The sequence below is a fragment of the Kibdelosporangium aridum genome (genome assembly GCF_900176515.1).
Classification (GTDB): Bacteria; Actinomycetota; Actinomycetes; order Mycobacteriales; family Pseudonocardiaceae; genus Kibdelosporangium; species Kibdelosporangium aridum.
Genome location: NZ_FWXV01000003.1, coordinates 236,256 through 261,997, shown reverse-complemented (window position 1 = coordinate 261,997; position 25,742 = coordinate 236,256). Strand labels below are relative to the sequence as shown.

General features: G+C 66.3%; 19 protein-coding genes. 9 read left to right on the top strand and 10 right to left on the bottom strand.

What is annotated here, in order from left to right; all coding sequences use genetic code 11:
* Window positions 1–27 precede the first annotated feature (27 nt).
* On the top strand, window positions 28–2,601 hold the full coding sequence (locus tag B9C43_RS20195; protein ID WP_084428487.1) for an NPCBM/NEW2 domain-containing protein: 2,574 nt from the start codon (window positions 28–30) through the stop codon (window positions 2,599–2,601).
* Here B9C43_RS20195 and B9C43_RS20190 read toward each other — a convergent pair.
* The 7 genes from B9C43_RS20190 to B9C43_RS20160 all read right to left on the bottom strand — a co-directional run bounded on the left by B9C43_RS20190 (window position 2,598) and on the right by B9C43_RS20160 (window position 12,534).
* Window positions 2,598–3,965, bottom strand: coding sequence for an AMP-binding protein (locus tag B9C43_RS20190; protein ID WP_084428486.1), 1,368 nt, complete (start codon window positions 3,963–3,965; stop codon window positions 2,598–2,600). The genes B9C43_RS20195 and B9C43_RS20190 overlap by 4 nt on opposite strands.
* A 2-nt stretch (window positions 3,966–3,967) precedes the next feature.
* A complete protein-coding gene (locus B9C43_RS20185; RefSeq protein ID WP_084428485.1) occupies window positions 3,968–4,507 on the bottom strand; it encodes a hypothetical protein in 540 nt (179 codons plus the stop codon).
* Window positions 4,504–6,186 carry a vWA domain-containing protein gene (locus tag B9C43_RS20180; protein ID WP_084428484.1) on the bottom strand — a complete coding sequence of 561 codons (1,683 nt, stop codon included), beginning with the start codon at window positions 6,184–6,186 and terminating at the stop codon, window positions 4,504–4,506. The genes B9C43_RS20185 and B9C43_RS20180 overlap by 4 nt, the downstream gene beginning before the upstream one ends.
* Complete coding sequence (locus B9C43_RS20175; RefSeq protein WP_143446468.1) at window positions 6,183–7,100, bottom strand: hypothetical protein; 918 nt, start codon at window positions 7,098–7,100, stop codon at window positions 6,183–6,185. Before B9C43_RS20175 ends, B9C43_RS20180 begins: the two co-directional genes overlap by 4 nt.
* Entirely contained in the window at window positions 7,088–8,656 is a 1,569-nt protein-coding gene (locus B9C43_RS20170) for a MoxR family ATPase (RefSeq protein WP_084428482.1), read from the bottom strand. The genes B9C43_RS20175 and B9C43_RS20170 overlap by 13 nt, the downstream gene beginning before the upstream one ends.
* Before the next feature lie 22 nt (window positions 8,657–8,678).
* Window positions 8,679–9,605, bottom strand: coding sequence for an ABC transporter permease (locus tag B9C43_RS20165; protein ID WP_033383092.1), 927 nt, complete (start codon window positions 9,603–9,605; stop codon window positions 8,679–8,681).
* Window positions 9,606–9,678: 73 nt separating this feature from the next.
* Window positions 9,679–12,534, bottom strand: coding sequence for an alpha/beta fold hydrolase (locus tag B9C43_RS20160; protein ID WP_143446467.1), 2,856 nt, complete (start codon window positions 12,532–12,534; stop codon window positions 9,679–9,681).
* 323 nt (window positions 12,535–12,857) lie between these two features.
* Between B9C43_RS20160 and B9C43_RS20155 the strand changes: the two genes are divergently transcribed.
* Both B9C43_RS20155 and B9C43_RS20150 read left to right on the top strand, forming a co-directional pair.
* Window positions 12,858–13,868 (top strand): TerC family protein, encoded by a 1,011-nt coding sequence (locus B9C43_RS20155; protein ID WP_033383089.1) that lies wholly within the window; start codon window positions 12,858–12,860, stop codon window positions 13,866–13,868.
* A 54-nt stretch (window positions 13,869–13,922) separates the two neighbouring features.
* Complete coding sequence (locus B9C43_RS20150; RefSeq protein ID WP_084428480.1) at window positions 13,923–15,815, top strand: S9 family peptidase; 1,893 nt, start codon at window positions 13,923–13,925, stop codon at window positions 15,813–15,815.
* Between the two features lie 10 nt (window positions 15,816–15,825).
* Here the strand turns inward: B9C43_RS20150 and B9C43_RS20145 are convergent, their stop codons facing one another.
* On the bottom strand, window positions 15,826–16,482 hold the full coding sequence (locus B9C43_RS20145) for an RES family NAD+ phosphorylase (RefSeq protein ID WP_033383087.1): 657 nt from the start codon (window positions 16,480–16,482) through the stop codon (window positions 15,826–15,828).
* Window positions 16,483–16,521: 39 nt separating this feature from the next.
* On the bottom strand, window positions 16,522–17,106 hold the full coding sequence (locus B9C43_RS20140; RefSeq protein WP_033383086.1) for a hypothetical protein: 585 nt from the start codon (window positions 17,104–17,106) through the stop codon (window positions 16,522–16,524).
* Between the two features lie 326 nt (window positions 17,107–17,432).
* Here B9C43_RS20140 and B9C43_RS20135 point away from each other — a divergent pair, with 326 nt between their 5' ends.
* The 6 genes from B9C43_RS20135 (at window position 17,433) to B9C43_RS56750 (ending at window position 24,215) form a co-directional block, all read left to right on the top strand.
* Window positions 17,433–17,831: a hypothetical protein gene (locus B9C43_RS20135; protein WP_235038737.1), complete on the top strand. Its 399-nt coding sequence runs from the start codon at window positions 17,433–17,435 to the stop codon at window positions 17,829–17,831.
* A gap of 82 nt (window positions 17,832–17,913) precedes the next feature.
* Window positions 17,914–19,443 carry a sugar ABC transporter ATP-binding protein gene (locus tag B9C43_RS20130; RefSeq protein ID WP_084428479.1) on the top strand — a complete coding sequence of 510 codons (1,530 nt, stop codon included), beginning with the start codon at window positions 17,914–17,916 and terminating at the stop codon, window positions 19,441–19,443.
* A gap of 44 nt (window positions 19,444–19,487) precedes the next feature.
* Entirely contained in the window at window positions 19,488–20,447 is a 960-nt protein-coding gene (locus B9C43_RS20125) for an ABC transporter permease (protein ID WP_084429087.1), read from the top strand.
* A 19-nt stretch (window positions 20,448–20,466) separates the two neighbouring features.
* Window positions 20,467–21,450 (top strand): substrate-binding domain-containing protein, encoded by a 984-nt coding sequence (locus B9C43_RS20120; protein ID WP_033383082.1) that lies wholly within the window; start codon window positions 20,467–20,469, stop codon window positions 21,448–21,450.
* A 36-nt stretch (window positions 21,451–21,486) separates the two neighbouring features.
* Window positions 21,487–23,973 carry a glycoside hydrolase family 172 protein gene (locus B9C43_RS20115; RefSeq protein ID WP_084428478.1) on the top strand — a complete coding sequence of 829 codons (2,487 nt, stop codon included), beginning with the start codon at window positions 21,487–21,489 and terminating at the stop codon, window positions 23,971–23,973.
* Between the two features lie 77 nt (window positions 23,974–24,050).
* On the top strand, window positions 24,051–24,215 hold the full coding sequence (locus B9C43_RS56750) for a hypothetical protein (protein WP_160096596.1): 165 nt from the start codon (window positions 24,051–24,053) through the stop codon (window positions 24,213–24,215).
* Between the two features lie 480 nt (window positions 24,216–24,695).
* On the opposite strand, the gene B9C43_RS20110 is transcribed toward B9C43_RS56750, so the two are convergent.
* Window positions 24,696–25,688 (bottom strand): LacI family DNA-binding transcriptional regulator, encoded by a 993-nt coding sequence (locus B9C43_RS20110; protein WP_033389939.1) that lies wholly within the window; start codon window positions 25,686–25,688, stop codon window positions 24,696–24,698.
* Window positions 25,689–25,742 lie beyond the last annotated feature (54 nt).

Here is a 25,742-nt window from a genome sequence, read left to right as displayed (position 1 = left end):
GGACGCAAGAACGACAACGGAGTTGCCATGCGGAAAACCCTTGTGCTCGCCGGAGTCTTTGCCCTGCTGTCCGGCGCCCTGCCAGCCCAAGCTGCCGCCGAGATCCAAGCCGTCACCGCGAATGTGACGCACGATCCCGGCAACGGCACGTTTTCACTGACAGTGCAACGAGAAGGCCGAACGGTCGTATCGCCGAGCCCGGTGGGCATCCGGACCGCGGCCGCGGATCTGACCAGTGGACTGCGTGAAGTCTCCAGGTCAACGAGGACAGTCTCGGAAAACTACCGGATGACCACGGGCAAGCGCCTGGACAGGACCGTGCGGCACACCGAGACGCGGATTTCCATTGCCGGCGCGGGAAACGCGCGCTTCGATCTCGTCGTGCGCGTCGCCGATGACGGCGTGGCGTACCGCTATGAGCTGCCCGAAGCAACGGATGTTCTGAGCGAAGCGTCGGCGTTCTCGATACCGGCGAACGCAAATGCTTGGCTGATGCCGTACAACCCGCAACACGAGAACCGAAGATTCCGGACAACCGCAGGCGGTGCCTCGGCTGGTGAGTACGGCAACCCGTCGCTATTCGAAGTGGGACAGGACTTCGTGCTGCTGACAGAATCCAATGTGGATGGACGGTACGCGGGCAGCTCGCTGCGGCACACCGGCGGTGGCGTCTACCAGGTCCAGCTGAAGGACCAGCGGGTGGCTGGGGCTCGCATCGGCCCGTGGCGCACGGTGATCGTCGGCGACCTGGCGACCGTGACGGAATCGACCCTGGTCGACGATCTGGCCGAGCCGTCGAGGATCGCGGACACCTCGTGGATCCGGCCGGGCAAGGTCGCGTGGTCGTGGCTGTCGGAACACAGCAGTCCCAGCGACTTCGAGCGGCAAAAGGTCTACGTGGACTTCGCCGCCCGCAACGGCTGGCCGTACGTGCTGGTCGACGAGGGCTGGAGCGACAAGTGGGTGCCCGAGCTGACCCGGTACGCCCGAGCCAAAGGCGTGGACATCCTGCTGTGGTTCCACTGGAACAGGCTGGACACCGCGGCCGAACGGGAGGCCACGTTGCCTCTGCTGCAACGCTGGGGCGTGAAGGGTGTCAAGGTCGACTTCATGGAGTCCGACAGCCAGGTGCGGTACCAGTTCTACGACGCGATCCTGGCCGACACCGCGCAGCGCAAACTGATGATCAACTTCCATGGTTCGACCATCCCGCACGGCTTGGCCAGGACATGGCCGCACCTGCTGACCATGGAAGCGGTGCACGGCGCCGAGCAACTGCCGTTGCCCGACGGCAACCCGATCCAGCCGTTCACCCGCAACGTGGTCGGGTCGATGGACTTCACGCCGGTCTCGCTCGAAGTAGGCCCCAAGGTCACGTCGATCGGTCACGAGATCGCACTGCCCGTGGTCTTCGAGTCCGGCTGGACCCATTTCGCGGACAAACCCGAGGCCTACGACCGTTACCCGGAGGCACTGCGGTTCCTCGACCAAGTTCCCACCGTGTGGCAGCAGACCGAGCTGGTCAACGGATATCCAGGCGAGACCGCGGTCTTCGCGCGGCGCAACGGCGAACGGTGGTTCGTCGGCGGAATCGCGGTCGGCGGCGCGCGGACAATGACCGCGCCACTGAACTTCCTGGGCCCAGGGCCGTGGCTGGTCGAGACGATCCGGGACAACGGTCGTAGCGATGTGACCAGGACATCGTCCCGGATGTCCGCTTCGGACACGTTGTCGGTTCAGGTCCCGGCAAACGGCGGCTTCGCGGCGGTCATCTGCCCGGCCACGGAGGGCAGGACCACCTGCTACAACTCCATTCCGCAGGTCCCGGCCACGTCCTTGACCATCACGCCGACGAATTCCGTGACCGCGAAGCCGGGATCCACCTTCGAGGTGACCGGCTCGTTCACAGTCAACTCGATCCGGCCGGTGATGGACGTCGTGCTCAAGCCCACGGCGCCGGAAGGCTGGACCGTTGCCGGCAATCCGGTCACCACACGGCTGCTCAGGCAGGGTGAGGTTCTCAGCGGGAAGTGGACCGTGCAGGTTCCGGTCACCGCGCGGTCGGGCGGGTTCGAGGTGCCGATAGCCGCCGAGTACCGCGTGCCGGACTTCCCGCAAGTCCACGTCGCCAAGGCGGTTCGTGGGTTGGTGCCGCTCACCGGCCAGGCCTACGTCAGCGATCTGCCGTTCGACAGCGCGACCAACGGATGGGGCCCGGTCGAGCGGGACATGTCCAACGGTGAGTCGGGTGGCGGCGACGGCCGTCCGATGAGCATCGCCGGAACCACGTACACCAAGGGAATCGGTGTGCACGCCGAGTCCGAAGTGGTGATCTCACTCGGCGGCACGTGCCGTGCGTTCACCGCGAAGGTCGGCATGGACGACGAGACAACGTCACCGGGTTCTTCGGTGTTCCAGGTCGTCGGCGACGGTCGCGTTCTGCAGCAGAGCGGAGTTCTGCGCACAGGTGACGCGCCCCTCGCGTTCAATGTGGACATCACGGGTGTGCAAGTGCTGTCCCTGAAGGTGACCGACGGCGGCGACGGCAAGAACTTCGACCACGCCAACTGGGCCGAAGCGCACATCGCCTGCAATGCCTAGATATCCGAGGTGTAGCGCTGAGGTTTGGTGTCCTTGGCGAGGTTGTCCAGGGTGACCTTCAAGGGGATGTCACCCATCAACGATGTCAGTGCACGAGCGATCACGTCCGGATCGGGGGCGCCCGTCTCGTGCACTGACAACGTCAAGGCGCCGTCCGAGCCTTGGTGCAGTTGCCAGGCGACAAGGCCAAGCGGCGACAGCACGTGCGTGATCTCGATGGAGTTGACCCAGGAACCGTTGGTCCGCCGGTATCGGACGGGCGCGCGGCCGTCCAAGCCGACGAGGACCGGGCCGTACCGCCAGTCCAGCGCGGCATGATCGCCAGTCCGGTACCGCAGCAACGGAAGCAGCGGGTTCTCGCCACATGTCACGGTGACCTCGCCGATCACGCCGGGCTCACAGCGCCTGCCGTGTTCGTCGAGGATTTCCACGTACAACCTGCGCGGCAGGATCCGGTGCACGTCGTGATCACGCCAGGAGATCAGCCCGACTTCGGTGATCCCGTACAGATCGATGACCGGGCAGGCAAAGCGGCTCTCCAGCTGTCGCCGAAGAGTGTCGCTCAGCGACATCGCGCCGCTGATGACGGCTTTCGGGCTGTGCGCAAGCGGCAGCTCGGCCAGGGCAGCGAGCGAGATCGGGTTGCCGGTGTACACCTCCGGTTGGCAACTGTCCAAGAAGGACACGCGATCGTCCGGGGCGCGCCAGCCGGACGGCTCCACGTTGACTTTCACGATGCCCGCGCCGTCCAGGTAGCTGCAGACCGAGGCGAACTGATAAGCGACCGGCTGCGCGTACACGTTCACCAGTGACACGCGCGAGGATCCGCCGGACAGTGTCACGCCGTGCTTGGCAAGGACGTGTTCTATCACCGGCAGATCCAGTGCGTTGAACTCGGGGCTCATCGGCACTGTCGCGGCCGGGCCACGCGACCCGGACGTCCGGTACACGATCAGATCCGACAGATCCGCGTCGTCGGGAACGCACTCAAAGGCGCGGGACAGAAGATCGATCCGGTCGGTCAGCGGAACGTCGACCAGTCGCGGCGGCCTGGTCTTCCCTCGATAGCGTGGCACAGTCCCGTACACGCGAGTGATCAGCTGATCCACCCACGGCGGTTGCTGTGTGGACGTCCAGCCGTGATACCCGTCCCGCAGAATGTCCTGATAGGACTTCAACCTGTCCACCGACGCCTGGGTCAAGCGGTCACCGCAAGCGTGGTTGTACAGCGGCGCAGCAGGATGCTCACGCAGCCGGGTCAGCATCGCCCGGCCGCCTTCGGTCAGCAACGGCCAGCGTTCCGCGTCTGTCAACGCGGTCGCGGCCATCGGCACGTAGTCCGGGACCGGATAGTCGTCACGCATCGTCACACCTGGCTGTACCGGGCGGCCGCCTCGCGGGCCCGTTGCTCTTCCATTGCCTTGCGCACCGCCGCGGCCCGCTGCTCGGCGGCCTTGGTCGCCTCGAGCACCTCGTACCGGCGCGCACTGTCCACTGTAGCCAAACGGTCCGCCGCCTGCTCGACCGTTTCCCCTTCTGGCATCACCGCGAGCGCCAGCATCGCCAACCTGGCCAGCTCCTCGCGACGGTCAGGATCCGTGACGAACCGGGCCGGTTCGACCAACCTGGCCAACGGCGGCAGCACGTCGTTGAGGAAGTCCAGCACCCGCTTGCGGTCCATCACCTCACGGAACGGTTCGTCGGCCAGCAGCCAGCAACTGATCAGCACGAGTTGCCGCCACCGCGGGTCCATGGCCTCGAACTGCTTGGCAGTCCGGGCGTTCAGGCCTTGACGGTTGGCAGCGGCCAGCATGTCGGAGATCACCGCGGGAACAGAGGCACGGTCGCTCAGGAAGTCGTTCGGCGTCTCGGCGAGCCGCCGGGTGAGCCGGGACAAGGCGATCACGCGTTGCTCCGTTCGTAGTGCCTGCGGCTGAAGGCCGCGGCGAAGTCGACCAGGTCCTGCCACTCGGACACCCGGTGCACGTCCCATCCCGGCGTGATCGCACGGATCTTCTCCTCCGCGCCCGGCCAGAGGTTGAGCACGAGGGTGCCGCCCGCTCCGGCACTCGCCAGCGCACGGGTCGCGATCTCGCTGCCTGGCCTGCCGAATTCGTCGTTCATCCGGACCATCGTGTCCACGCCGTCGTCGGAGATGACCACGATGTGCGTGGGCCCGGTGCGTTGCTGGTCGATGTAGGTCCTGCGCAGCATGTGGATCGGAAACGCCGTGCCACCACCGAAATACCCGGTCAGCACGTGCATGATGGCGTTCTCGTCGCGGACGAACCCGTCCGTGGTGAGAAACTGCTTGGCACCTGCCCACAACGTGACCTGGACCCGCGCACCCACCCGTAGGGCTGACAACGCCAGGATCGCGCCTGCCAACGTCAGGTAGGACACGTTGCGGCGCGGATCCGGCATGGAACCCGACGAGTCCACGTACAAGTCGAGGTCCACCGGGCGCTTGTCCCGCTCTTGGCCTTCGGTCGTGCCGAGAACCGGTTGCACGGTCGTGATGCCGGGAACCACCACTGGCGAGCGGGTCGCGGTGGCGATCCAGTCGACCGCCTCGAGAGCCTCGCCGATGTCCCATGCCGTGTGCCCTTCCGGCAACGGCTCGGTTGAGAGAGGCTTCGTGCGGACCGGGAACCGCACCAGGTGCGGCGCCGCGCGTTCCCGGTAGTACCTCGCCGCGGCGGTTTCGTCGGAGATCTTGACGCCGAGCTGACGCAGGATCTGCCCGTACTCGAACGGTTCCCGGAACTGGCCTTCGCCGGGCGGGTGCGGTTTGTCGTCGGCCGGGGCCTCTTGCGGCGCGAACTCGTTCACCTGCGGATCGAGAGCGGGGTGGATGACGGCTTCGTCATCCGTCGCGGTCAGGCCAGGGATGTGGGCGTCGTCGCCGACCACGCCCACGCAGACGCGCTTGCGGGTGTCGGCCAGTGCACCCTCATCGGCTCCGGTGAGATAGCGGAAGCACAGTGCGGCGAATCCTCCTGCTCCTCGCATCCAGTCGGTCGCGTACACGCGGGCCAACCGGGCGCAGAGCTGCGCGTCGCCTTCGATGTCCTCGGTGATCTCGGTCCGGGTCAGCGTGCCGGACTTCAGCGACCAGAGGACCTCGAAGGTGCGCATGTAGAAAGTCCACAGTGGAGTCGGGTGGGCTGTGGCGATCCGTTCGTAGATGGTCGACATCCGCAGGCCGCGGCTGCGCTGCAGGCGGTCGTTGATCAGCATGTCCGCGTACAGGTTGGCCACCAGCGGCGCGAAGCCCTCCAGCCCGGGAATGCCGCGCCGGACCCGGGCCAGCAGCCGCGCGTTGTCGGCCAGATCGGCCGGGCAGAGCACATGGTGGCCGATCTCGTGCGCCATCACCTCGACCGGCATGTCCGCGAGGCCGAGCTCGGCCACGGACTGCATGTCCAGTACGACGGTCCGGTCGTCCAACCGGAACATCGCGAAACTCCCGGTGAGACCGGCCTCTCGGGCGTCCAGAGTGGACTGGCAGTAGAGCGGGTCGTGCACCTTGGTGAACCGGCCCCATGCCTTGAGGGCCGCCGCCCAGTGCTCGTGCCAGTTCATGGCTGCGCCACAAAGATGATCGAGTGGGTGAACGGCGTCGTCACGGCAAGCGTGTTGTCCCACGACACCCAGCTGGACGCGTTGGCGAGGTCAGGGTGGTCGAACGTAGTCCCGTTCAACCGAACGACACCCTTGTCCGACAGTGTGAGCGTCGGTTCGTGGTGTTCGGGCTCGACGGGCTCAGTCCTGCGCAGGCTGCCACCGAAGCGGTCCGCGTAGACCCGCCAGGTGTGCTCGCTGTCGGTTGCGTGCAGATGGCCTCGGGCGAGGAACACCGTCGGAGGCCTGACGAACGTGCCACCGAAGCCGCGGAACTTGCCCAGCCGCCGGACGATCCGCAGGCCGGTGTAGTCGACCGCCCACCACCGGCTGGCCTTCAGCAGGGTCACGTCCGTGGTGCTGGTGAGGTACCGCAGCGCGTCCGGGTGGAGTTTGGGCGCGATGTCCAATGCGGCCTCGCGCAGCGCGGCCAGTCCGGTCGTCCACGCCGCGACCGCGCCCAAGTCCAAGAGGGACTCGGCGGTGTCCGCGTACTGGTTGAGGTGACGCATGAGCGCGACCCACCGCAGTGGCCGCGTGTCCGGTTCGGACTCGAGGTGATGTAAAGCGTTTGCCAGCGCCACGGAGACTCTGCGTGGCTCCATCGCGACGAACCTGGCCTGGTCGAGCAGGACTGTGCCGAGGTGCTGGGGCAAGCGGCCGTTGCTGGCGAACGAAAGGTCCACCAAAGCGTCCGTGACCTCGACCGGATCGCCGCCCGCCCGGTCGACGACCGGGCGGGCGAAGTCGTTCAGGTGCTTGAGGAAAGCGTTTGCGTCCAGGTTCTTCGACCGGTGCCGGGCCAGCCGGAACTGGGCGTTGTAGCGATCCCGGTTCGCCTGCAACGCCTGATGGAACGGGCTTAAGCTTTCCACCGCAGCCAGGCCCGGTAGTTCACGTAACGCTGGTGCAGATACTTCAAGGCCAGTGCGTCGTCGTAGACGTGTCCGTAGAGCTTGCGGTCCCGGCTCCATTCGGCCAGCAGCGACTCGATCCGGCCGAGCCTGCGCTCCACTTCGGACTCGCCCACGTCGTCGAGGCCGAGCTCGAACTCGTCGAGCAGCTCGCCGACCGGGTCGTGCACGTCGAGGTCCAACCGGTCGTACTCGGCGCATGACCGGTCGAACATCGACCGGATCCAGCTGACCCGGTCGGTCCGGTATGGACGCTGAGCTGGCTCGTCGAACGCGGGCGACTGGTCGTTCGGCATGAGCTTGTCGTGCAGGACGAAGGGGAGAACCGATGCGAGGTCGTCCAACCCGACCTCCGGGCGGCCCCGGAAGTACGCCAGTGCTTTGGCATACGTGAGAACACTTTGGAGCGAGCGGACCGAGAGACCCGTGAGCGTTTGCGCGCCGAGGTCCGCCAGCCGGTCACGCCCGGTCTCGCCGGCGGAGAGCAGGTGCACGTCCACCCCGGCCAGCTTCGCGGTGTCCTTGGTGCGGTACTCGAACTGCTCACCGGCGGGCTCGAGCAGCTCGAACTGGGCGGAGAAGAACTCGAGACGGCGGCGGACCTCACGCGGGATGGGCACCCGGAGGATCTCGGCGTACATCCGGTCGTGCTCGGCTTGCGTGAACACGATCTCCGGCGGCACGACCTCCTCGGGCCTGAGCCGCTGCTCGACCCGTTCCTGCAGTTCACCGAGGAACCGCGAGTTGAACGCGAGGGCATGCACGACAACGTCGATGCGGTCCTTGAGCGCCTCGATGACCTGGTACGTGCCGCCTCCGCCGTCATCGTTGGCAGTGAGGTACCACGCGGAGTCGGCGGACTCGTAGATCTGGTCGAACACCTCGGCGTATCCGTCGGACATCAGGGTCAGCAAGGCCGACTGTGTGCGGGTGGGGATGCGGTTGTACTCATCGACGATCTTGACCCGCATACCCAGCCAGGTCCGCCACGCGACGTCGATATCCGCCAGCCGCTCGGCCTTGATGAGATCTCCAGGCAAAGGCGTGCCCAACATGTCGGAAATCGTCAGCTGAGGGTGGCCGCGCTGCATCGCCCTGCGCACTTCACGCAGCGGATATCCAGCGAGCACGCCCATCAGGATGGCGCTGGCGGTCTTGCCCCTACCGGGGCCTCCGACAAGCAGGCACCTCCGCCTGACCGCGAAGGTCAGCAGGGGAACGAGCACGAAGCTGGAGTAGCTCTGCCCGCTGGGCAGCGTGAGCCGGGCCTTGGTGTCGCCGAGCTGGTAGGACGTGCTGGGGCCGTCCTCGAACTCGAGGTCGTAGTGCGGGCTGATGATCGCGTGGTTGACGATCCAGAAGTACGCCTTGCGGAGTTTCTCGTCCAAGGACACGTCAGCCGCGCTGCCGAGACTCAACGGAGTCTCGTACAGCGCGGCGACGTCGAACTCGTCGTGCGGCGGTGCGGTGCCCGGCAACGTCGGCGACTGCGACACATGCCGGTATGTCTGGCTCACCGGGACATAATGCCTGGTGAACTCAGCTGGTGATGTCCTTTCGCGTGAACTTGCGGACGGCGAGGAAGCCGAAGAACGCCGCGAAACACACGGCCGAGAACGCGCCCCGGGTCATCTCCGACCAGTCGATGTCGGTGGAGATCAAGTCCGACCAGGCGAACGCGTAGTGCGTCGGCAGGTAGTTCCGCAGGTCCTCCAGCGCCGTGATCTGGTCGAGGATCTGCGACACGATCGCGACCAGCACCGTGCCGCCGACCGCGCCCAAAGGCGCGTCCGTCGACACCGAAAGGAAGAGCGCGAGCGCTGCGACCCACAACAGGTTGATCGCGATGTAGATGGTCGCCGCGTAGATCGCCATCACGCCGTCGGAGAACGGCACCGCGTCACCCGTTGGACTCACGGCTTCGCCTGCGCCGTACCAGATCACGCCGATCACCAGCGAGACCGTGGGCAACAGCAACAGGGCGAACAGCGAGAGGATTCCTGACGAGATCGCCTTCTGCCTGATCAGCCGATTTCGTGGGATCGGCATGGCGAGCAGGTATTTCAGGCTCGACCACGATGCCTCGCTCGCGATCGTGTCCCCGAAGAAGATCGCCACGATCATCGGCAACAGGAATGTGCCCGACACGAACAGCGCGAACACCACGAAGTTCGGCGCGCTGGCGGTCGCCAGGTCGACGAACCCGCCTTGCCTGCGGTTCGGGTTGGCCTCTCCGATCTCGAACGAGATCACCAGCACGATCGGCAACAGCACCAGCAGCCCCAGCATCAGCTGGGTCCGCCGCCTGCGCAGTTGCCTGGCCAACTCGACCCGCAACCGAAGCGTGCGCGATGCCTTGTACCCGACGACCGAGCCGTCGGCCTGCACCGTCAGGTGCTCGTGGGAGGCCGCTTCCTCCATCGCCCCAATGGCGGTGGGGTCGGTATGAACGTTGTTAGTACTCATGCGTACTTCCCGTCGTGCTCACTTATGTCGCATGAGTACGACACTGTGTTGAATGATTCGCTCGCAAGCTCGCTCATGCCTTGTTCTCCCCAACGAGCTCGAGGAACGCGTCCTCGAGGCGGCGGCGTGGGCCTGCCTGCTCGACCGCCACACCGGCCGCGACCAATGCGCCGAGCGCCTTGGAACGGGGTGTGCCGTCGAGGTTGGCGTGGACCTGCTTGCCGTCGATCTCGATACCGGTGACGCCTGCCAGCTCACCCAGTACCGATGCCGCCTGGTCGGGGTGGTCGACGCGGAACGTCGCCTCGCCGCCGACCGCCGCGATGTCCGCGACCTCGCCCGCGGCGACGAGCTTGCCGCGGTGCATCACGACCACGTGCGTACAGGCCTGTTCGACCTCGGCGAGCAGGTGGCTGGAGACCAGTACCGTCCTGCCGGTGGCCGCGTAGCGCTTCAGGACCTCACGCATCTGGTGGATCTGGGGCGGGTCGAGTCCGTTGGTCGGTTCGTCCAGTACGAGCATGTCCGGCAGGCCGAGCATCGCCTGGGCGATCGCGAGCCGTTGGCGCATGCCTTGGCTGTACGTACGCACCTTGCGGCGCACGGCGTTGCCGAGACCGGCGATCTCGATGGCCTCGTCGAAGTGCGCGTGCTGGATCGGGCGACCGGTCGCGGCCCAGTAGAGCCGCAGGTTCGCCTCGCCGGACAGGTGCGGCAGGAAGCCGGAACCCTCCACAAAGGAGCCGATACGGGACAGCACCGGCGCACCCGAGTAGATCTTGTGGCCGAACACCCGGATCGTGCCCTCGGTCGGCTGGATCAGCCCCATCAGCATCCGCAGCGACGTCGTCTTACCCGCGCCGTTGGGCCCGAGCAGGCCGAGCACTTGCCCCTTTTCCACCCGGAACGACAGGTCGTCCACGGCCTTGAGGCCGCCCGGGTACTCCTTGGCCAGGCCTTCGATCACCAACGGCACGTCGGTCAGCGAAGGATCGACGTCATCGGCCCGGCGCCGCCGGATCGCCGCGACGACAGCGACCACAATGGCCAGTCCGATCACGACGAAGATGCCGACCAGAGCGAACATCGGCGGCGTCTGTGTCGAACGCGTGCCCGGCACGACCGGCACCTGCACCGTGTTGTCCACCAAGGACACGGTGTACGCGGCCGGCTGCGTCGGAACGGCGTAGGCCTGGTCGGTCGTCGTGATCGCGACCTCGATGCGGTGATCGGCCTCGATCGGCCGCACGATGCCCGGCAGGGTCACCGTGATGTCCGCCGGCAGTTGCGTGATCCGCAATGGCGACACACCAGAACCGGGTAGGACTCGCTGCCTTCCGTCGGCGGCGACGTCGTAGAGCTTGGCGAACAACACCGCACCATCGGCGGGCGGCGGCTGCCCAGGCACGCCTTCCACCCGCAGGCGGATCGTGGACGCGCCACTGATCAACAGCTGGGTGGTGAACGGCTCGCTGCGGAATCGCGCCACTTGGCCGGGCATGTCGATGGACAGCCTGCTGGACAAACTGTTCGACCCGCTGACCACCGAACCGAGACCAGGCATACTCGTGATCGACCCCGGGTTTCCGCCCGGCGGGTTCACCACTGTCTGCTCCTGCCCGCTCAGAGCGATCGGGCGGCGCTCGGTCTGAGTCCCGTTCAGGCCCGGGTAGCCGGGAGCGGTCATGGTCCGGACGTTCGGCGCGCCCTGGGCACGCAGCGCGCCCTGGACGGCGTACTCGAAGCTGGTGCCGGGGTCGGTGCCGCGGCCGCGCAGGTGGAAGTCGAACCAGTCGGCGATCTCCGAGCGCAGGCTCGATCCCGGCCTGCCGCCGTCGTGGCCGCCCGCGTACCAGACCACCTTCACCTTGCCACCCGCCGCGGTGATCTGCCGTGCAGTGGCGTCGGACTGGTCAAGGCCGAACAGCGTGTCCTGCTCGCCCTGCACGACCATGGTCGGCTGGGTGATCCGGTTGGTGACCGAGGCAGGCGAGACCGAGCGCAGCAGGTCCACAGTGGCCTGACTGGCTTTGCCGGTCGTCGCGAGTTCGGTGTACGCCGCGCAGATCTGTTCGGTGAACCGGCCGCACGGACCCATGTTCTGCTGCGACCGGCCGCCCAGACCTGGTGGCAGACCGCCCTGTGGCGCGCCGTTCGCACTCCCACCCGCGGCGTCGGCGGCCGGGTTCTGCGCGTCCAGTTGGTCGTCGTTGTCGACGCCCGGCTCAGCGGCTTCGGCGTTCGGGTTGGCGAAACTCGATCCACCCATGCCTGCGCCGAAGAACACGCCTGCCCAGGACCGTTTGAAAACACCCTGCGCGGCGAAAGCGTTCGCCGACGGGGTGTTCGGCACCTGCTCGGCGGTCGCCGAGTTCGGGATCAAGGCCTGGCCGAGGTCGTTGTACGTGATCACCGGGGCCAGCGCGTCGATACGTTTGTCGTATCCGGCCGCCAGCAACGAGATCGCACCACCGTACGACCCGCCGGTGATCCCGACCTTGGGGTCTTGCCCAGAAGGATTGTCACCGTCCTTTTCCACCTCGGGACGCTGGGCGAGCGCGTCGATCAGCCTGCTCACGTCGGCGACTTCGGCGTCCGGCGCGTTCAGCGCGATCTGACCGGTGCTGCGGCCGAAGCCGCGTGCCGACCACGTCAGCACCACAAAGCCCCGCTGAGCCAGTTCACGGGCGTCGCCGTCGACGCTTTCCTTGCTACCGCCGAACCCGTGCGCGACGAGCACGGCGGGGGCCGGAGTCTGCTCCGGCAGGTAAAGAGTGGTGTCGAGCTGGGCGCCTGGGGTCGCGATCATGCGGTCCTCGGTGACGATCCGAGGGCCGTCCGACCCGCTGTTGACCCAGATCAGGGCTCCGGCCGCGACTATCGCGGCGGCCAGCGTGAGCGCCAGCCAGCGGAGCTGGGTTTTGGACATTCGGGGCACCTGCGAACCGTATTGGAACGAAGCTGAGAACTCGCTGACGGTGACCGGGTGGCTATTCCCGAGGCGGCCGTTTGGGCGATGTGACCAAGAACAACAACCGGATGGGGGACTCCGTCTGGCGCTCGGGCACACCGATAGGGACAATAAGGGCTGTTGTGGAGGGGAGTATTCCTTCGCGGCGGCGTCGTCAACACGGATCTCGACCGCTGGGAGCAGTGGTAATGAGCCCGGCGCCGTCGGTCCGTGCGCAGTGGCGCACTGGCGGAAGAGACCTCCGGTTTGGACGGCTATGCCCGCCTATCCGGAGGTGATCAATGAGTGTGCCCACGTGGTTGTGGATCGCGACCATCGCAGGACTTCTGATCCTGCTCGCTATAGATCTGGTGATCGTCGATCGCAAGCCACATGAGGTGACCATTGGTGAAGCCGCCAGGTGGGTGACGTTCTACGTCGCCTGTGCCGTCGTTTTCGGACTCGGCCTCTGGTACTTCGCCGGTGGTCAGCCAGCGGGTGAGTTCTTCGCCGGCTACATCACCGAGTACTCGTTGTCGGTCGACAACCTCTTCGTGTTCCTGGTGATCATGGGTGCGTTCAAGGTGCCCGCGATCCACCAGCACAAGGTGCTGCTGATCGGAATACTGCTCGCCCTGGGCATGCGCAGTATCTTCATCCTGCTCGGCGCCGCGGTCATCGCGGAGTTCAGCTGGGTGTTCTACCTGTTCGGCGCGTTCCTCATCTACACCGCTTACACGTTCATCAAGTCGAACCACGACGACGATGGAGAGGAATACAAGGAGAACGGCGCGACCAAGCTGGCGCGCAAGTTCCTCCCCGTGACCGACGACTACCACGGCGCCAGGTCGTTCGTGAAGGTCGCGGGCAAGCGCATGGTCACGCCGATGTTCATCGTGATGATCGCGATCGGCACCGCTGACCTGCTCTTCGCGGTCGACTCCATCCCTGCCATCTTCGGCCTGACCAAGGAGCCGTTCCTGGTCTTCGCCGCCAACGCGTTCGCGCTGATGGGTCTGCGGCAGCTGTACTTCCTGCTGGGCGGTCTGCTCAACAAGCTGGTGTACCTGCAGATCGGTCTCGCCGCGATCCTGGCGTTCATCGGCGTCAAGCTGGTGCTGGAAGCCCTGCACACGAACGAGCTGCCGTTCATCAACGGCGGCGAGCACCTCGACGTGTGGGTGCCGAACATCGCGGTCTCGCTCAGCGTCATCATCGGCGTACTGGCGATCACCACGGTGGCGAGCCTGATCAAGTCCCGGCGGGACAAGAACAAGGAGTCAGCCGAGTCATCGGTTACGACGTCCAGCTGAACTCGAGGTTCCGACGGTCGTAAGCCTCGCTAAGTATCAGGTAGCGTCGGGCGGGTGCGCCCTGATGACATCGAGCTGCTCACGACCATCGATTCGATCAGCCTTCGGGGTGAGTTGCTGCTGGTAGCGGCGACTCACCCCGATTTGTCCAGCAACACCTACCGTGGCGGCCTGCATCGCGTGGCCCTCGATGGGGCGGGCACCAGGCCGTGGACGCACGGTCACCATGACTTCTCCCCGGCGATCTCGTCGGACGGCACCTGGGTCGCCTTCCTGCGCCGGGTCTCCGAAGGCGCCCCGCCGCAGCTGTACGTCCAGCCGACCGACGGCGGCGACGCGCGTGCTCTGACAGATCTCCCGCTCGGTGTGCAGTCACCGGTGTGGTCGCCTGATTCGACCAGGATCGCTTTTACCGCACGGCGTGCCGAAGAGGGCCGCTATGAGCGGGACGGCAAAGCCACGGCCGAGCCGTTCCGGCGCATCACCAGGCTGGACTACCGGTGGGACGACATCGGGTTCACGTTCGACCGGCGCGTCCGCCTGTTCGTCACCGACCTGGCCGGCGAGCTGACCGAACTGACCGATGGTGCCTGCGATGTCGGTGCGCCCGCGTGGACACCGGACGGTGCACACTTGATCTTCTCCGCCCAGGCGGACTGGGGTGAACGAGCCAGCCAGCGCGAGAATCTCTACGCCGTGCCAGTTGCTGGAGGTCAGCCCGTTGTCGTTATCGAAACGGCAGGTGACGCCCGTTCCGTTCACGTCGGCGACGACGTCGTGGTGTTCATCGGCCGCGAGTTCGACGGAGACCACGCCGTCGCGGTCAACACCGGTGTCTGGGCCGCGCCGCTGAATCTGACCGAGCCGCAGGCTCCGCGTCGGCTCACCGACGTGGAGACCGTGGACTGTGAGGAGAGCGTCGCCCCGCAACTTGTGGGTTCGTCGGTGCTCGTCTCGATCATCAACCGGGGTGCATCGGAACTGCGGCAGATCCCGCTGTCCGCGTCGGCGATCACGTTGGCCGAGACCACTTTGCTGGCGGGCGCGCGCGGCAAGGTCAAGGCTTTCGCGGTCGACGGATCACGTGTGGCCGTCGCGCTTTCCACGCCGGACAGCGCCGGATGCGTGGTGTTCGAGGACAAGGTGCTCGCGGACTTTTCCGAACCCTTGCGCGCAAGCGGTGTCCATGAGGTCCGGGAGATCACCGGCAAGTCGCCGGACGGCTACGAATCGCACGGCTGGGTCGTGCTTCCGGACGGTCCTGGCCCGCACCCCGTGCTGCTTGCCGTGCACGGTGGGCCGTTCGCGTACCACGGCTGGGGATTCTTCGACGAAGCCCAGGTCTACGCCTCGGCCGGATATCTCGTCATCCTGCCCAACCCCCGCGGTTCGACCGGATACGGCCAGGCTCACGGCCAAGCCATCGTGCACGCCTTCGGCACCGTCGACGTGGACGACGTACTGTCCCTTTTGGACGCAGCGTTGGCGTTGCCCGAAGCGGACGCGTCACGTGTCGGCGTGATGGGCGGTTCCTACGGCGGGTTCATGACCAGTTGGCTGGCCGCGCACCACGGACAGCGCTTTCGTGCGGCGTGGAGCGAACGTGCTGTGAATGCTTGGGATTCCTTTACAGGCAGCTCCGACATCGGCTACTCGTTCACCGACTGCTACGTGAGCACCGACTGGGAGACGCAGGTCAAGACCAGCCCGCTGACCTACGCGGACCAGATCAAGATCCCGTTCGCGGTCGTGCACTCCGAGCACGACTGGCGGTGCCCGGTCGAGCAGGCGCAACGGATGTTCGTCGCGCTGCACAAACAGGGCACCCCGGTGGAATTCCTGCTGTTCCCTGGGGAAGGACACGAACTGACCCGGTCCGGCCAGCCACGGCACCGCAAGCAACGGTTCGACGCGGTGCTGGACTGGTGGGCACGGCACCTGGGCTGACGCCCCTCTGCTAACTCAGCAGGGTGTAGTTCAGCTCTTCGCAGATCCGGCCCAACGGCAGGTCAAGGCCGGGGTGGTCGAGCGGCAGCAGCATGTCCGGCGCGGGCGGGATCGCGGTACCGGCAGGCGGGTCGAACAGGCAGATCGCCGGTTCACCACCGTCCATTGAGGACCGGTACCAGACGCCGTCCAGCTCGGGGTGCGCCGCGCGGATCGCCCGGGCCCACGCCTGGGTCAGGGTCTTCGAGCCGCTGGAGAGCTCCTGCGACGCGCCCGCTCGCGTCGGCCACAGGCCGGAGAGGTCGAGCAGGCGCAAGGTGCGCTGTGGCCGGAACACCACGAGGTGCGGCCTGCGGGTCGAACGGTCCACAATGGACGTCGACTGGAACACCTCGGCGAGGCTGGTGCGCACCGACAGGCCGAAGTACAGCACGCCGTTGCCGGGGCTGTCGGCGGCGCGGCCCTCCGGGCCGAGCGGGTGCGGGTCGAACCGGCCGTGCGGCAGCGGGCCGGTGTATCGGAAGGAGTTCCACCGCTGACGGTGCGCGCCGCCCGCTGCGAAGATCCGGACAAGGCGCGTGCCGCTGTGCACGGCGACAATGTCCTCGTCTACTCGCAGCAGCGACCTGAGCGCAGCCGGAGTCGGTGGCTGGGGGAGCCGAGCCATACGTTTGGAGTCGTCAGCCTGTCTTCGTTGTCGTCACCGTCACGCCGGGGTTCCGAGGACGGCCGCTAGCGCAGCAACCCTATCTGGATCACCGCCGGCGAGCAGCCACTGCCGTGGTGTACCCGGTTCGCCGCTGATGACCAGGTCTTCCTGCGGCGTGGTCATGAAGGCCGCGACAACGAGCGGCGGTTGGTCGATGGGCAGCGCTGCCAGCACTGTCTCCAAGCCGGGGAGCACGCCGGAGCCGGTGAACTGCCACGCGGGCAGCCGCCATCCGCCGCGGTCCTTCCAGCCGACCAGGCGACCGGCCGCGAGCCGGTGCCGGATCCGGCTGGTGTCCACGCCGATGGTCGCCGCCGCGTCGGACACCGTCAGCGCGGAATCTCGCAGTACGGCCTGCGCGGCGACCGCACGCGCCCGCGAATCGACTTCGTCGGGCCGCCTCGGCCGCAGGTCAAGGCCGACTTCGGTGAGCGTCTCGCGCTGATCCGCCGAGAAGTACTCGGCGGGATTGGGGTTCGGTGGAGACAGTCGCCTCGCAGCGTCCTCGACCAGGTCGAGGAACTCGCCGGGGGTGACCCGCAACCCTGCTTTGGCCAAAACCGTCTCCAGCGCGATGCTCATGCGCATAGACTAGCGCGGATGTGCGGGTTCGTGCGCCTTTGTGAAGAAATTCACGAAGATGAATACAAATCGCACATACTTCAACACTGTGCGTGCAACCTTAACCACTATGCCCCTCGCGGGACCTCATGTCGAGAGGATGGGCCCATGCTGATCAGGGCAAACATCCTTGAGCGGATCCGCACGGGCGAGGTCACGCTGGCGTTCCGGCGCTGGCGCAAGCCCACGGTCAAAGCAAGTGGGACGCTCCGGACGGCGATCGGGGCCTGGCCATCGACTCCGTCGAACCCATCCCGCTACGCAGGATCACCGCCAAAGATGCCCGGTTGGCGGGATACAAGACCCTGGCCGAGCTGACATCGTTTCTTACCGGCCGTGACGGCGACATATACAAGGTGTCGTTGCGGTACGTCGGCGACGATCCGCGGGTGTCGTTGCGCGAGTCGCTGCCGACGCCGGAGGAGATCGCGCAGATCCTCCAGAAGTTGCGCCGGATGGACGAACGGAGCAAACACGGGCCATGGACGCGTACTGTGCTCTCGCTGATCGCGGCGAAGCCAGGCGTGCGCGCGCCCGATCTCGCGGCGTCCCTCGGGCGCGAAACCCTTCCGTTCAAAGCGGACGTTCGCAAACTGAAGGAACTCGGCCTGACTGAAAGCCTTGAAGTGGGCTACCGGCTTTCGCCGCGAGGGCAAGCCGTGGTTGATGATCAACCAACTTCTTGATCGATCAGTGGATGCTTGACACGTCGGTAGCCCCACCCTAGCGTCTCGGGTAATCGTTTTCTCGGCCTCATGGCGGGTGTGGATGGACAACGGTGTCGCATCACTTGTGGGGCTGGTCCGGATCAGCAAGTCCTACGGCGGTGTCAGGGCTTGCCGGGACGTGGACTTCACGGTCCGGGCCGGCGAGGTGCACGCGCTGCTCGGTGAGAACGGCGCGGGCAAGTCGACGTTGATGCGTGTGCTGTCCGGCGATCTGACCGACCACACCGGCACGATCACCGTGGGCGGCAAGCCGATTCGCTTCCACGGCCCGGCCGACGCGCAGCGCGCCGGGATCGCCATGATCCACCAGGAACTCGACCTGGTGCCTGGGCTCTCGGTCGCCGAGAACATCTTCCTCGGCCGGGAGCCGCGGACCCCGCTGCGCACGCTCGACCGGCGCGCGATGCTGCGGGAGACCCGGAACCTGTTACGCCGCACCGGAATCGACCTTGACCCACGACGTCAGGTCGGTGAGTTGCGAACCGGTGAGCAGCAGCTGGTGAGCATCGCCAAGGCGCTGTCGCTGGACGCCAAGGTGCTGATCATGGACGAGCCGACGTCCGCGCTGTCGTCGGCCGAAGTAGACCGGATGTTCACCGTGATCGCCGAATTGCGCCGGAGCGGCGCGGGGATCGTCTACATCTCGCACCGGATGGACGAGATCGGCCGGATCGCTGACCGTGCGACCGTCTTGCGCAACGGCGCTGTGGTGGCGGAATTCGACGCCCGGGACATGACCGCCGATCAGGCCGCCGAGGCGATGATCGGACGGCCGGTGCGGGCCATGTTCACCACGCACGAGACCGCGGACGCCGGGGAGAAACTCCTGGAAGTCACGGATCTTGTTGTCCCACGGTCAAGACCCGGTCGCCGGGACCCGGCGGGAGTCAGCTTGACCGTCCGGCGCGGCGAGATCGTGGGGCTGGCCGGTCTGCTTGGCTCCGGACGTACCGAGCTGCTGGAGACCCTGTTCGGCGCCGGTGATCGCTGGCAGGGGTCGGTGACCTTCAAAGGCCGAGCCTTGCGCCCGCGCGGCCCGCGTTCCGCGATCCGGCGGGGTGTCGTGTACATGCCGGAAGACCGCCGGATCTCCGGACTGGCCCTCGATCATTCCGTGCTTGCCAACACCGTGCTGTCTATTGTGGACCGAATCGCGCGCTTCGGCGTGGTGTCCAGGCGGCGGGAGACCGGTGAGGCGACGCGGATCGTGCGCGAGCTGAGCGTGAAGCTCGCTTCGGTCCGTGACCCGGTCTCCACACTATCGGGTGGAAATCAGCAGAAGATCGTGCTTGGTCGCATGCTGCTCACCGATCCGGACCTACTGTTGCTCGACGAACCGACGCGGGGTGTGGACGTCGGCGCGAAGGCGGAGATCTATCAGTTGCTCGGTCAGGCGGCGCAGCGCGGCATGGGGGTGCTGCTGGCGTCCTCGGAACTGGCCGAGCTGGTTGGCGTGTGCGATCGGGTGATCGTGCTGCGCGGCGGCCGCAACGTCGCGGAGTTGCAGACCGCGCAGGCCGGGGAGGCGGACCTGTTGGCGGCGTCCATGGGGGAGGTTGTACCGCTGTGACCACAACGGACTTCGTCGAGACCCGGCGCGAGAGCGTGCGGTCGATGGTCTTCCGGTTCCAGAGCCTGTTCGGGCTCGTGGCGGTGTTCATCGCGGCGATCGTGTTCTCCCCGAGCCGCAACGGTGAACTGCTGTTCCTGACCAGCGACAACCTGTTCAACGTGGTGCGCGCGGTCTCCGAGATCGGGATCATCGCGGTCGGCATGACGTTCGTGATCCTGATCGGCGGGATCGACCTGTCGGTCGGCGCGATGCTCGGCCTCGCCGCCGTCGGATCCGCGGTCCTGTTGGTGGAGAACGACTTCGGGCTGATTCCCACAGTGCTGATCGTGCTGGCCGTCGGGCTGGCCTTCGGGCTCTTACAGGGTGTCGCGTCCGCCTTGTTCAGCATTCAGGCGTTCATCGTGACGCTGGCGGGGTTGCAGATCGCCCGCGGGCTCGCCCGGATCTGGTCCGGTGGCCAGGGCGTCGCGATCGCGTACGGCGACGGGCCCGGTGAGGCGCCGGTCGCGTTCTCGTTGCTGGGCGAGCGCACGTTCAACGGCCTGGTACCCATCCCGGCGTTGATCTTCGTCGTGGTCGCGGTTCTGGCGATTCTTTTCTTGCGTGGCACGGCTTTCTCCCGGCACGTGTACGCGATCGGCGGCAACGAGAAGGCGGCGCGGTTGTCCGGTGTGCCCGTCACCCGCGTCAAGATCATCGTGTTCGGGATCTGCGGGCTGCTCGCCGCGCTGGCCGGGATCATCCACGCCGGCCAGCTCAACCAGGGCAGCCCCAACGACGGTCTTGGCTACGAACTCGACGCGATCGCCGCCGTGGTCGTCGGAGGGACAAGCCTGGCGGGTGGGCGCGGCTCGGTCGTCGGGACCGTGGCAGGTGCGCTGCTTCTCGGCGTGCTCAACAACATTCTCGCGCTCAACAGCGTGGATACGAACGTCCAGCTCCTGATCAAGGGGCTCGTGATCGTGGTGGCGGCCGGGCTGCAACGGCTCAGGCCGTCCTGAAGAGGCGAAAGGACGAGACATGCGTTTACTCGTGGCGGTCCTCGTACTGGGATCGGTCGTCGCGTGCGGCACAACGAGCGAGAACCGGCCCGGCGGCCCAGCACCGAGCACGCCGTGCAAGGGCGCGGACGGCAAGTACGTCATCGGCATGAGCCAGGCCAACGTGGCCGAGCCGTACCGCCAACGCATGGACGACGACATCCGTGCCGCCGCGAAGTCGGTGCCGCAGTTCGAAGTCCGCTTCACCGACGCGCAGCAGGACAACTCCCGTCAGGTCTCGGACGTGGAGAACTTCCTGACCCAGCAGATCGACCTGCTGATCATCAGCCCGAACGAGGCCACGCCGCTGACCGGAGTGGTGAAGAAGGCCTTCGACAAAGGCATCCCGGTGATCGTGCTGGACCGCAAGGTGGAAGGCGACGCCTACACCACGTGGATCGGCGCGGACAACGTGGAAATCGGCCGCCAGGCCGGCAAGTACGTCGCCGAGCAGCTGCTGCCGAACGGCGGCAAGATCGCCGAGATCCGCGGCCTCGCCGGATCGACACCGGCCAAGGAGCGCGGCGACGGCTTCCGTGAGGCGATCCGCGGTCGCAACATCGAGATCGCGGTCAGCCAGGACGGCGACTGGCTGCGGGAGAAGGGCCAGGAGAAAGCGGACGCGATCCTGAAGTCCAACCCGGACATCTCGGTGATCTACGCGCACAACGACCCGATGGCCGAGGGTGCCTACCTTGCCGCGCGGGCAACGGGCAGGCAGGACGCGTTGAAGTTCATCGGCATCGACGGCCTGCCGATCCCGTCTGGCGGCTTGAAAGCGGTCGAGGCAGGCAGGCTCTCGGCAACGCTGATCTACCCCACCGCAGGCAAGGAAGCGATCGAGTCGGCACGCAAGATTCTCGTCGACTGCCAGCAGGTGCCGAAGACGCAGACCTTACAGACCCAGCTGATCACCAAGGAGAACGCGGCACAGGTCTACGCGAAGGAGAACCCCGGCGGCTGAGTCTGTCGGCGGTACAACACAATATGAGGAGGCAGGATGCGCTTCAGGTCCCTGCTCGCATCCAGTGTCATCTGCACGGCTATCTCCGCTCTCGTCCTGAGCACCGTCTCGGGCGTGGCCCACGCTGCGCCGACGACGGCGAGCGCGACGGACAAGGGCCCGATCGGCTGGCAGGTCTATCGCCAGATGGACCAGCTCGCCATGATGAGACCCGGCGCGGTGTCACGCCAGTTCTCGAGTTTCGACCGCACCGGTGGCAACGACGACGGATTCGTCGGGACGTATTCCTGCCTGCGCACCACGGCTTCGGGGTGCGTGATCGCCGAGCGGGTGGGCGCGGGGCAGATCGATTCGATGTGGTTCACGCGTGACTTCGGCTCAATGGTCAACAACGGCAGGCTGAAGATCGAGCTGGACGGCCGGGTGGTGCTCGACCAGCTGCTGCAGGAGGTCGTGAACGGAAAGCTCGGCGCGCCATGGGTCTGGCCGCTCGTCGGCAACGGCGAGGACACGTCCGGCGGCGCGGTGATCAAGGTGCCGATGCCGTACCGCGAATCGATGCGCGTGACGGTCCAAGCGAATCCGCTTTTCTACCACGTGGCCTACCGCGATTTCGCGGACGCGGACGGCGTGCAGACGTTCAACCCGGCCGACCAGGCGCTGGACGTGATCGCCAAGCTTCGGGGCTACGGCATCCGCGACCCCAAGAGTGTGGCCACGTCCAGGGCGCCCGTATCGACCGGTGCTGTTTCGGCGGGCAAATCGAAGAACGTGGCTGCTCTGGCAGGCTCGGGCTGGCTGACACAGCTCAGAGTGAAGATCCCGCAGGTCGTGGCGAGCCCGCGAGTCGGCGACGACGGCAGGGCGTTCGCGATCGGCGGGTCGACGACGTTCAAGGTCGCGATCGACCCGGCCAACTCGGGCGTTCGGATCACCCGGCGCTACGACCCGCAGGTGGGCAATCAGCGTGCCAGGCTGTCGGTTGACGGAACCCAAGTCGGCTTCTGGGAAAGCGGTCCCAGGGTGCCAGTGGGCGAGTGGCGTGACCAGACGATCATGATTCCGGCGGCGTTGACCGCGGGCAAGTCGTCCTTGACAATCCTGAACGAGTACATCGCGTCCGATTTGGACGTCAATGAGTTCCGGTACAACATCCACAGCAACGTGGGTGGAGATTGGCGCCGGACCGACGTGATGGACGTCGGCCCGAACCACCCCGGCGAGGAAGCGGCGCACGGCTACACGATCCGAGGCCTGAACTGGCAGGGCTACCGCGTGTTCCGCTACCCGGTGCCGGCCGCCGAGGTGACGCGGTCGGACGCGGTGCTGAGTGGCGTGCGAGTCGTGATCTCCTTTGACGGTAAGGCAACCGTGGACGCCCCGCTCGGCGAGTTCTTCGGCTCGGGGCTGGGCGAGTACGACACGATGACCCTGATGTCGTCGATGGACACGGCCCCAGACGGCTGGTACACCGCATGGTGGCCGATGCCGTACGCCCGCAACGCCACAGTGTCGCTGGTCAACGAAAGCGGTGTGCCGCTTGGTGATGTGACAGTGGAGACGGACTACGTTCCGGATCCCGCGGTGGCGGCTGCGTTGCTGTCCGGGCGGATCGGCTACTTCCACGCCACGAAGTCCGCGGGAAACACGGTGCCGAACCAGGACTTCACGTTCCTGCAGGCGACCGGCCGCGGCGTGTACTACGGAGTCACGCACTCCATGCGCGGGTCGATCCCGAACGGAAACATGCGGCTGTACCTGGAAGGCGACGAACGCGTCTACGTCGACGGCGCCACAACACCGATGATCTACGGCACGGGCACCGAGGACTTCTATGAGTCCGGCTGGTACTTCCGTGACGGGGTCACGTACACCATGCCGCTCGCGGGCAACCCGGCGTGGGAACTCAACGGCGATGGTTGCCAGCACGACTGCACGGGCGCGTACCGTTTGATGATCGGTGAAGCGGTGTCGTTCTCCTCTCACCTCCGCTTCGACATCCAACACGGTCCAGTGAACGACGTAGCGGCCAACTACAGCTCGACGTCCTACTGGTACGGACAGTCCACACCGGCAATGGTCGAAAGTGATGTCCTGGACGTCGCCGACGACGCGAGCCGCGCGGCCCATGCGTACGAGTCGACGGGCGAGACCCGGCGAACCTTGCAGTCAACGTTCGAAGGCAAGGACGACAAGGTCAACGTGACGGACGGAGTCGCGGCCACGACCGGCCCGATCACCTTCACGCTGAAGCTGGCGCCAGGTTCGTCCGGAGCACGGCTGCTGCGGATGAACGACCAGAGCGAGGCCTTCCAGCAGGCAAACGTTTCCGTGGACGGCACGGCGGTGGGGACGTGGTTCCAGCCGCTGGGGAATACGTCGTCGCGGTGGCTGGAGGACTCGTTCGAACTGCCGGAGAGCATGGTGGCCGGGAAGAGTTCGGTGACTGTCCGAATCGTCCCGGAGTCCGGTTCGCCGGCGTGGTCGGCGGCCCGATACCGAATGCTCACGAAGACCGGATGAACCGATGGGCTCTTGCCGCCCCTGTCCCGGCAAGAGCCCATCACCGGGCTCCTTGTGAGCATCAGGTGTCGCGTGCGTTGAGCACGTGGGACGCGCGGTCCGCTGTGGCCGGTTTCGACGACTTCGAACTGGCCGATCTGCTCGATCCGCGGGTGACCGTGCTCGCGCACGACATCGCCGCCATGGGCGTCAGCAGGCAACTCCGGCTGGCCTCAAACTGTCGGACCCTTGCGGTAACGTGAAAACTAGGGGTTCCCCCTGGGGAATTGGTGTTGCGGTGAAGGTTGCCCGTGGTCGAGTTCAGGGGCGATGCGGTGGGCGCGCCGCCGTCCCGGTCGGCTGCGCAGGTGATCGGGAAGTGTCGTACCCCTGCGGTAGCGTTGAAATTGGGGGTTCCCCGGGCCGGAATGGTGTTGCGGTGAAGGCTGTCGACCGTTTGGGGTGCAGGAACTGTCGGTCCCCTCCACTGATCGTTGTCAGCCTGGCGATGATCACGTCTCAAACCGGTTCAGGCAACCGGTGTGCTGGCGGCCGTTCAGCCATAACGGAGTCGTGCGGGATGGCCATCGTCGATCGCGTCCATCTTCCGCACCCGTCGCACGGCCTCCGTGGGCGACGCGAACTTGCTGAAGTACTGGAGGGGTAGCAGGTGTCCCAGACATTCAGCTTCTCTGGATCGGGGAACTGCGGGTCCGACATGTCGTTGTGGTGGCGCGCGGCCATCACCGGCTTGAACTGCCGCGGGTGATCAGCTTGGCGCGCAGCGTAGTTGTCGTGTACGGCAAGGAGCTGTCGGTGATGCGGGCCATCAGCAGCTGGGCCGCGACTTTGCCGATGTCATAGGCAGGTTGGGAGACCACCGAGAGGGGAGGGTTCACCAGCGGCGCCCACGGTGCGTCGTCGAAGGCGACCACGCCGACGTCCGTGCCGAGTCGCAGGTCCAATTTGGAGAGCGCTTCGAGAACGCCGATGGCCATCGTGCTGTTGGCGACCAGCAGCGCGTCCGGGCGGTCCGGCGAGCTCAGCAGGTCGATGGCGGCCTCATACGCGCCGTCGGCTCGGTATTCCGCGCGGCGGGTCAGTTTGGCGGAGGTTCGCCGTTGTGATGCGCGAAGTGCATCCTTGTAGCCAGCGAGTCGATCATCGGCCGTCTGGATGCCCGATGGTCCGGTTATGCAGCCGATTTGGCCGTATCCTTGGGAGATCAAGTGGGCGGTGGCTTCCTTGGCCGCACTTCTGGTGTCCACAAGGACCATGTCGGCGGGCGCGTCGGGCAGTGGGCGGTCGACTGCGACGAGTGGCGTCCGGCGTGCGGCCAGAAGGTCCACATTGGTCGTGGTCCCGGTGGGTGAGAGCACGATCCCGGCCGCGCGTTCCTGGATCGCGACGTCGATGTAACGGCGCTCTTTCTCCGGGTTTTCGTCAGAGTTGCACAACACCACGGAGTAACCGACGGCTTGCGCGACGTCCTCGACCCCGCGGGCGATCGACGTGAAGAACGGGTTCTCAACGTCCGAGATGATCAGAGCGAGCACCGCGGTTTCCTGGCGGCGCAGGTTGCGCGCCGGTCCGTTGGGCTGATAGCCCAGCTCAGCGGCGGCCAGCAGCACTCGCTCGGCCAGCTTTGGATCTACTGTGGACTTACCGTTGAGCGCTCGCGACGCGGTCGCGGTGGAGACGCCGGCCTTGGTCGCCACGTCGTTGATGGTCGCCACAACCCATCGGCCTCACTCTGTGAACTGTTCGAATCGATGCCGCGCACTGAACGC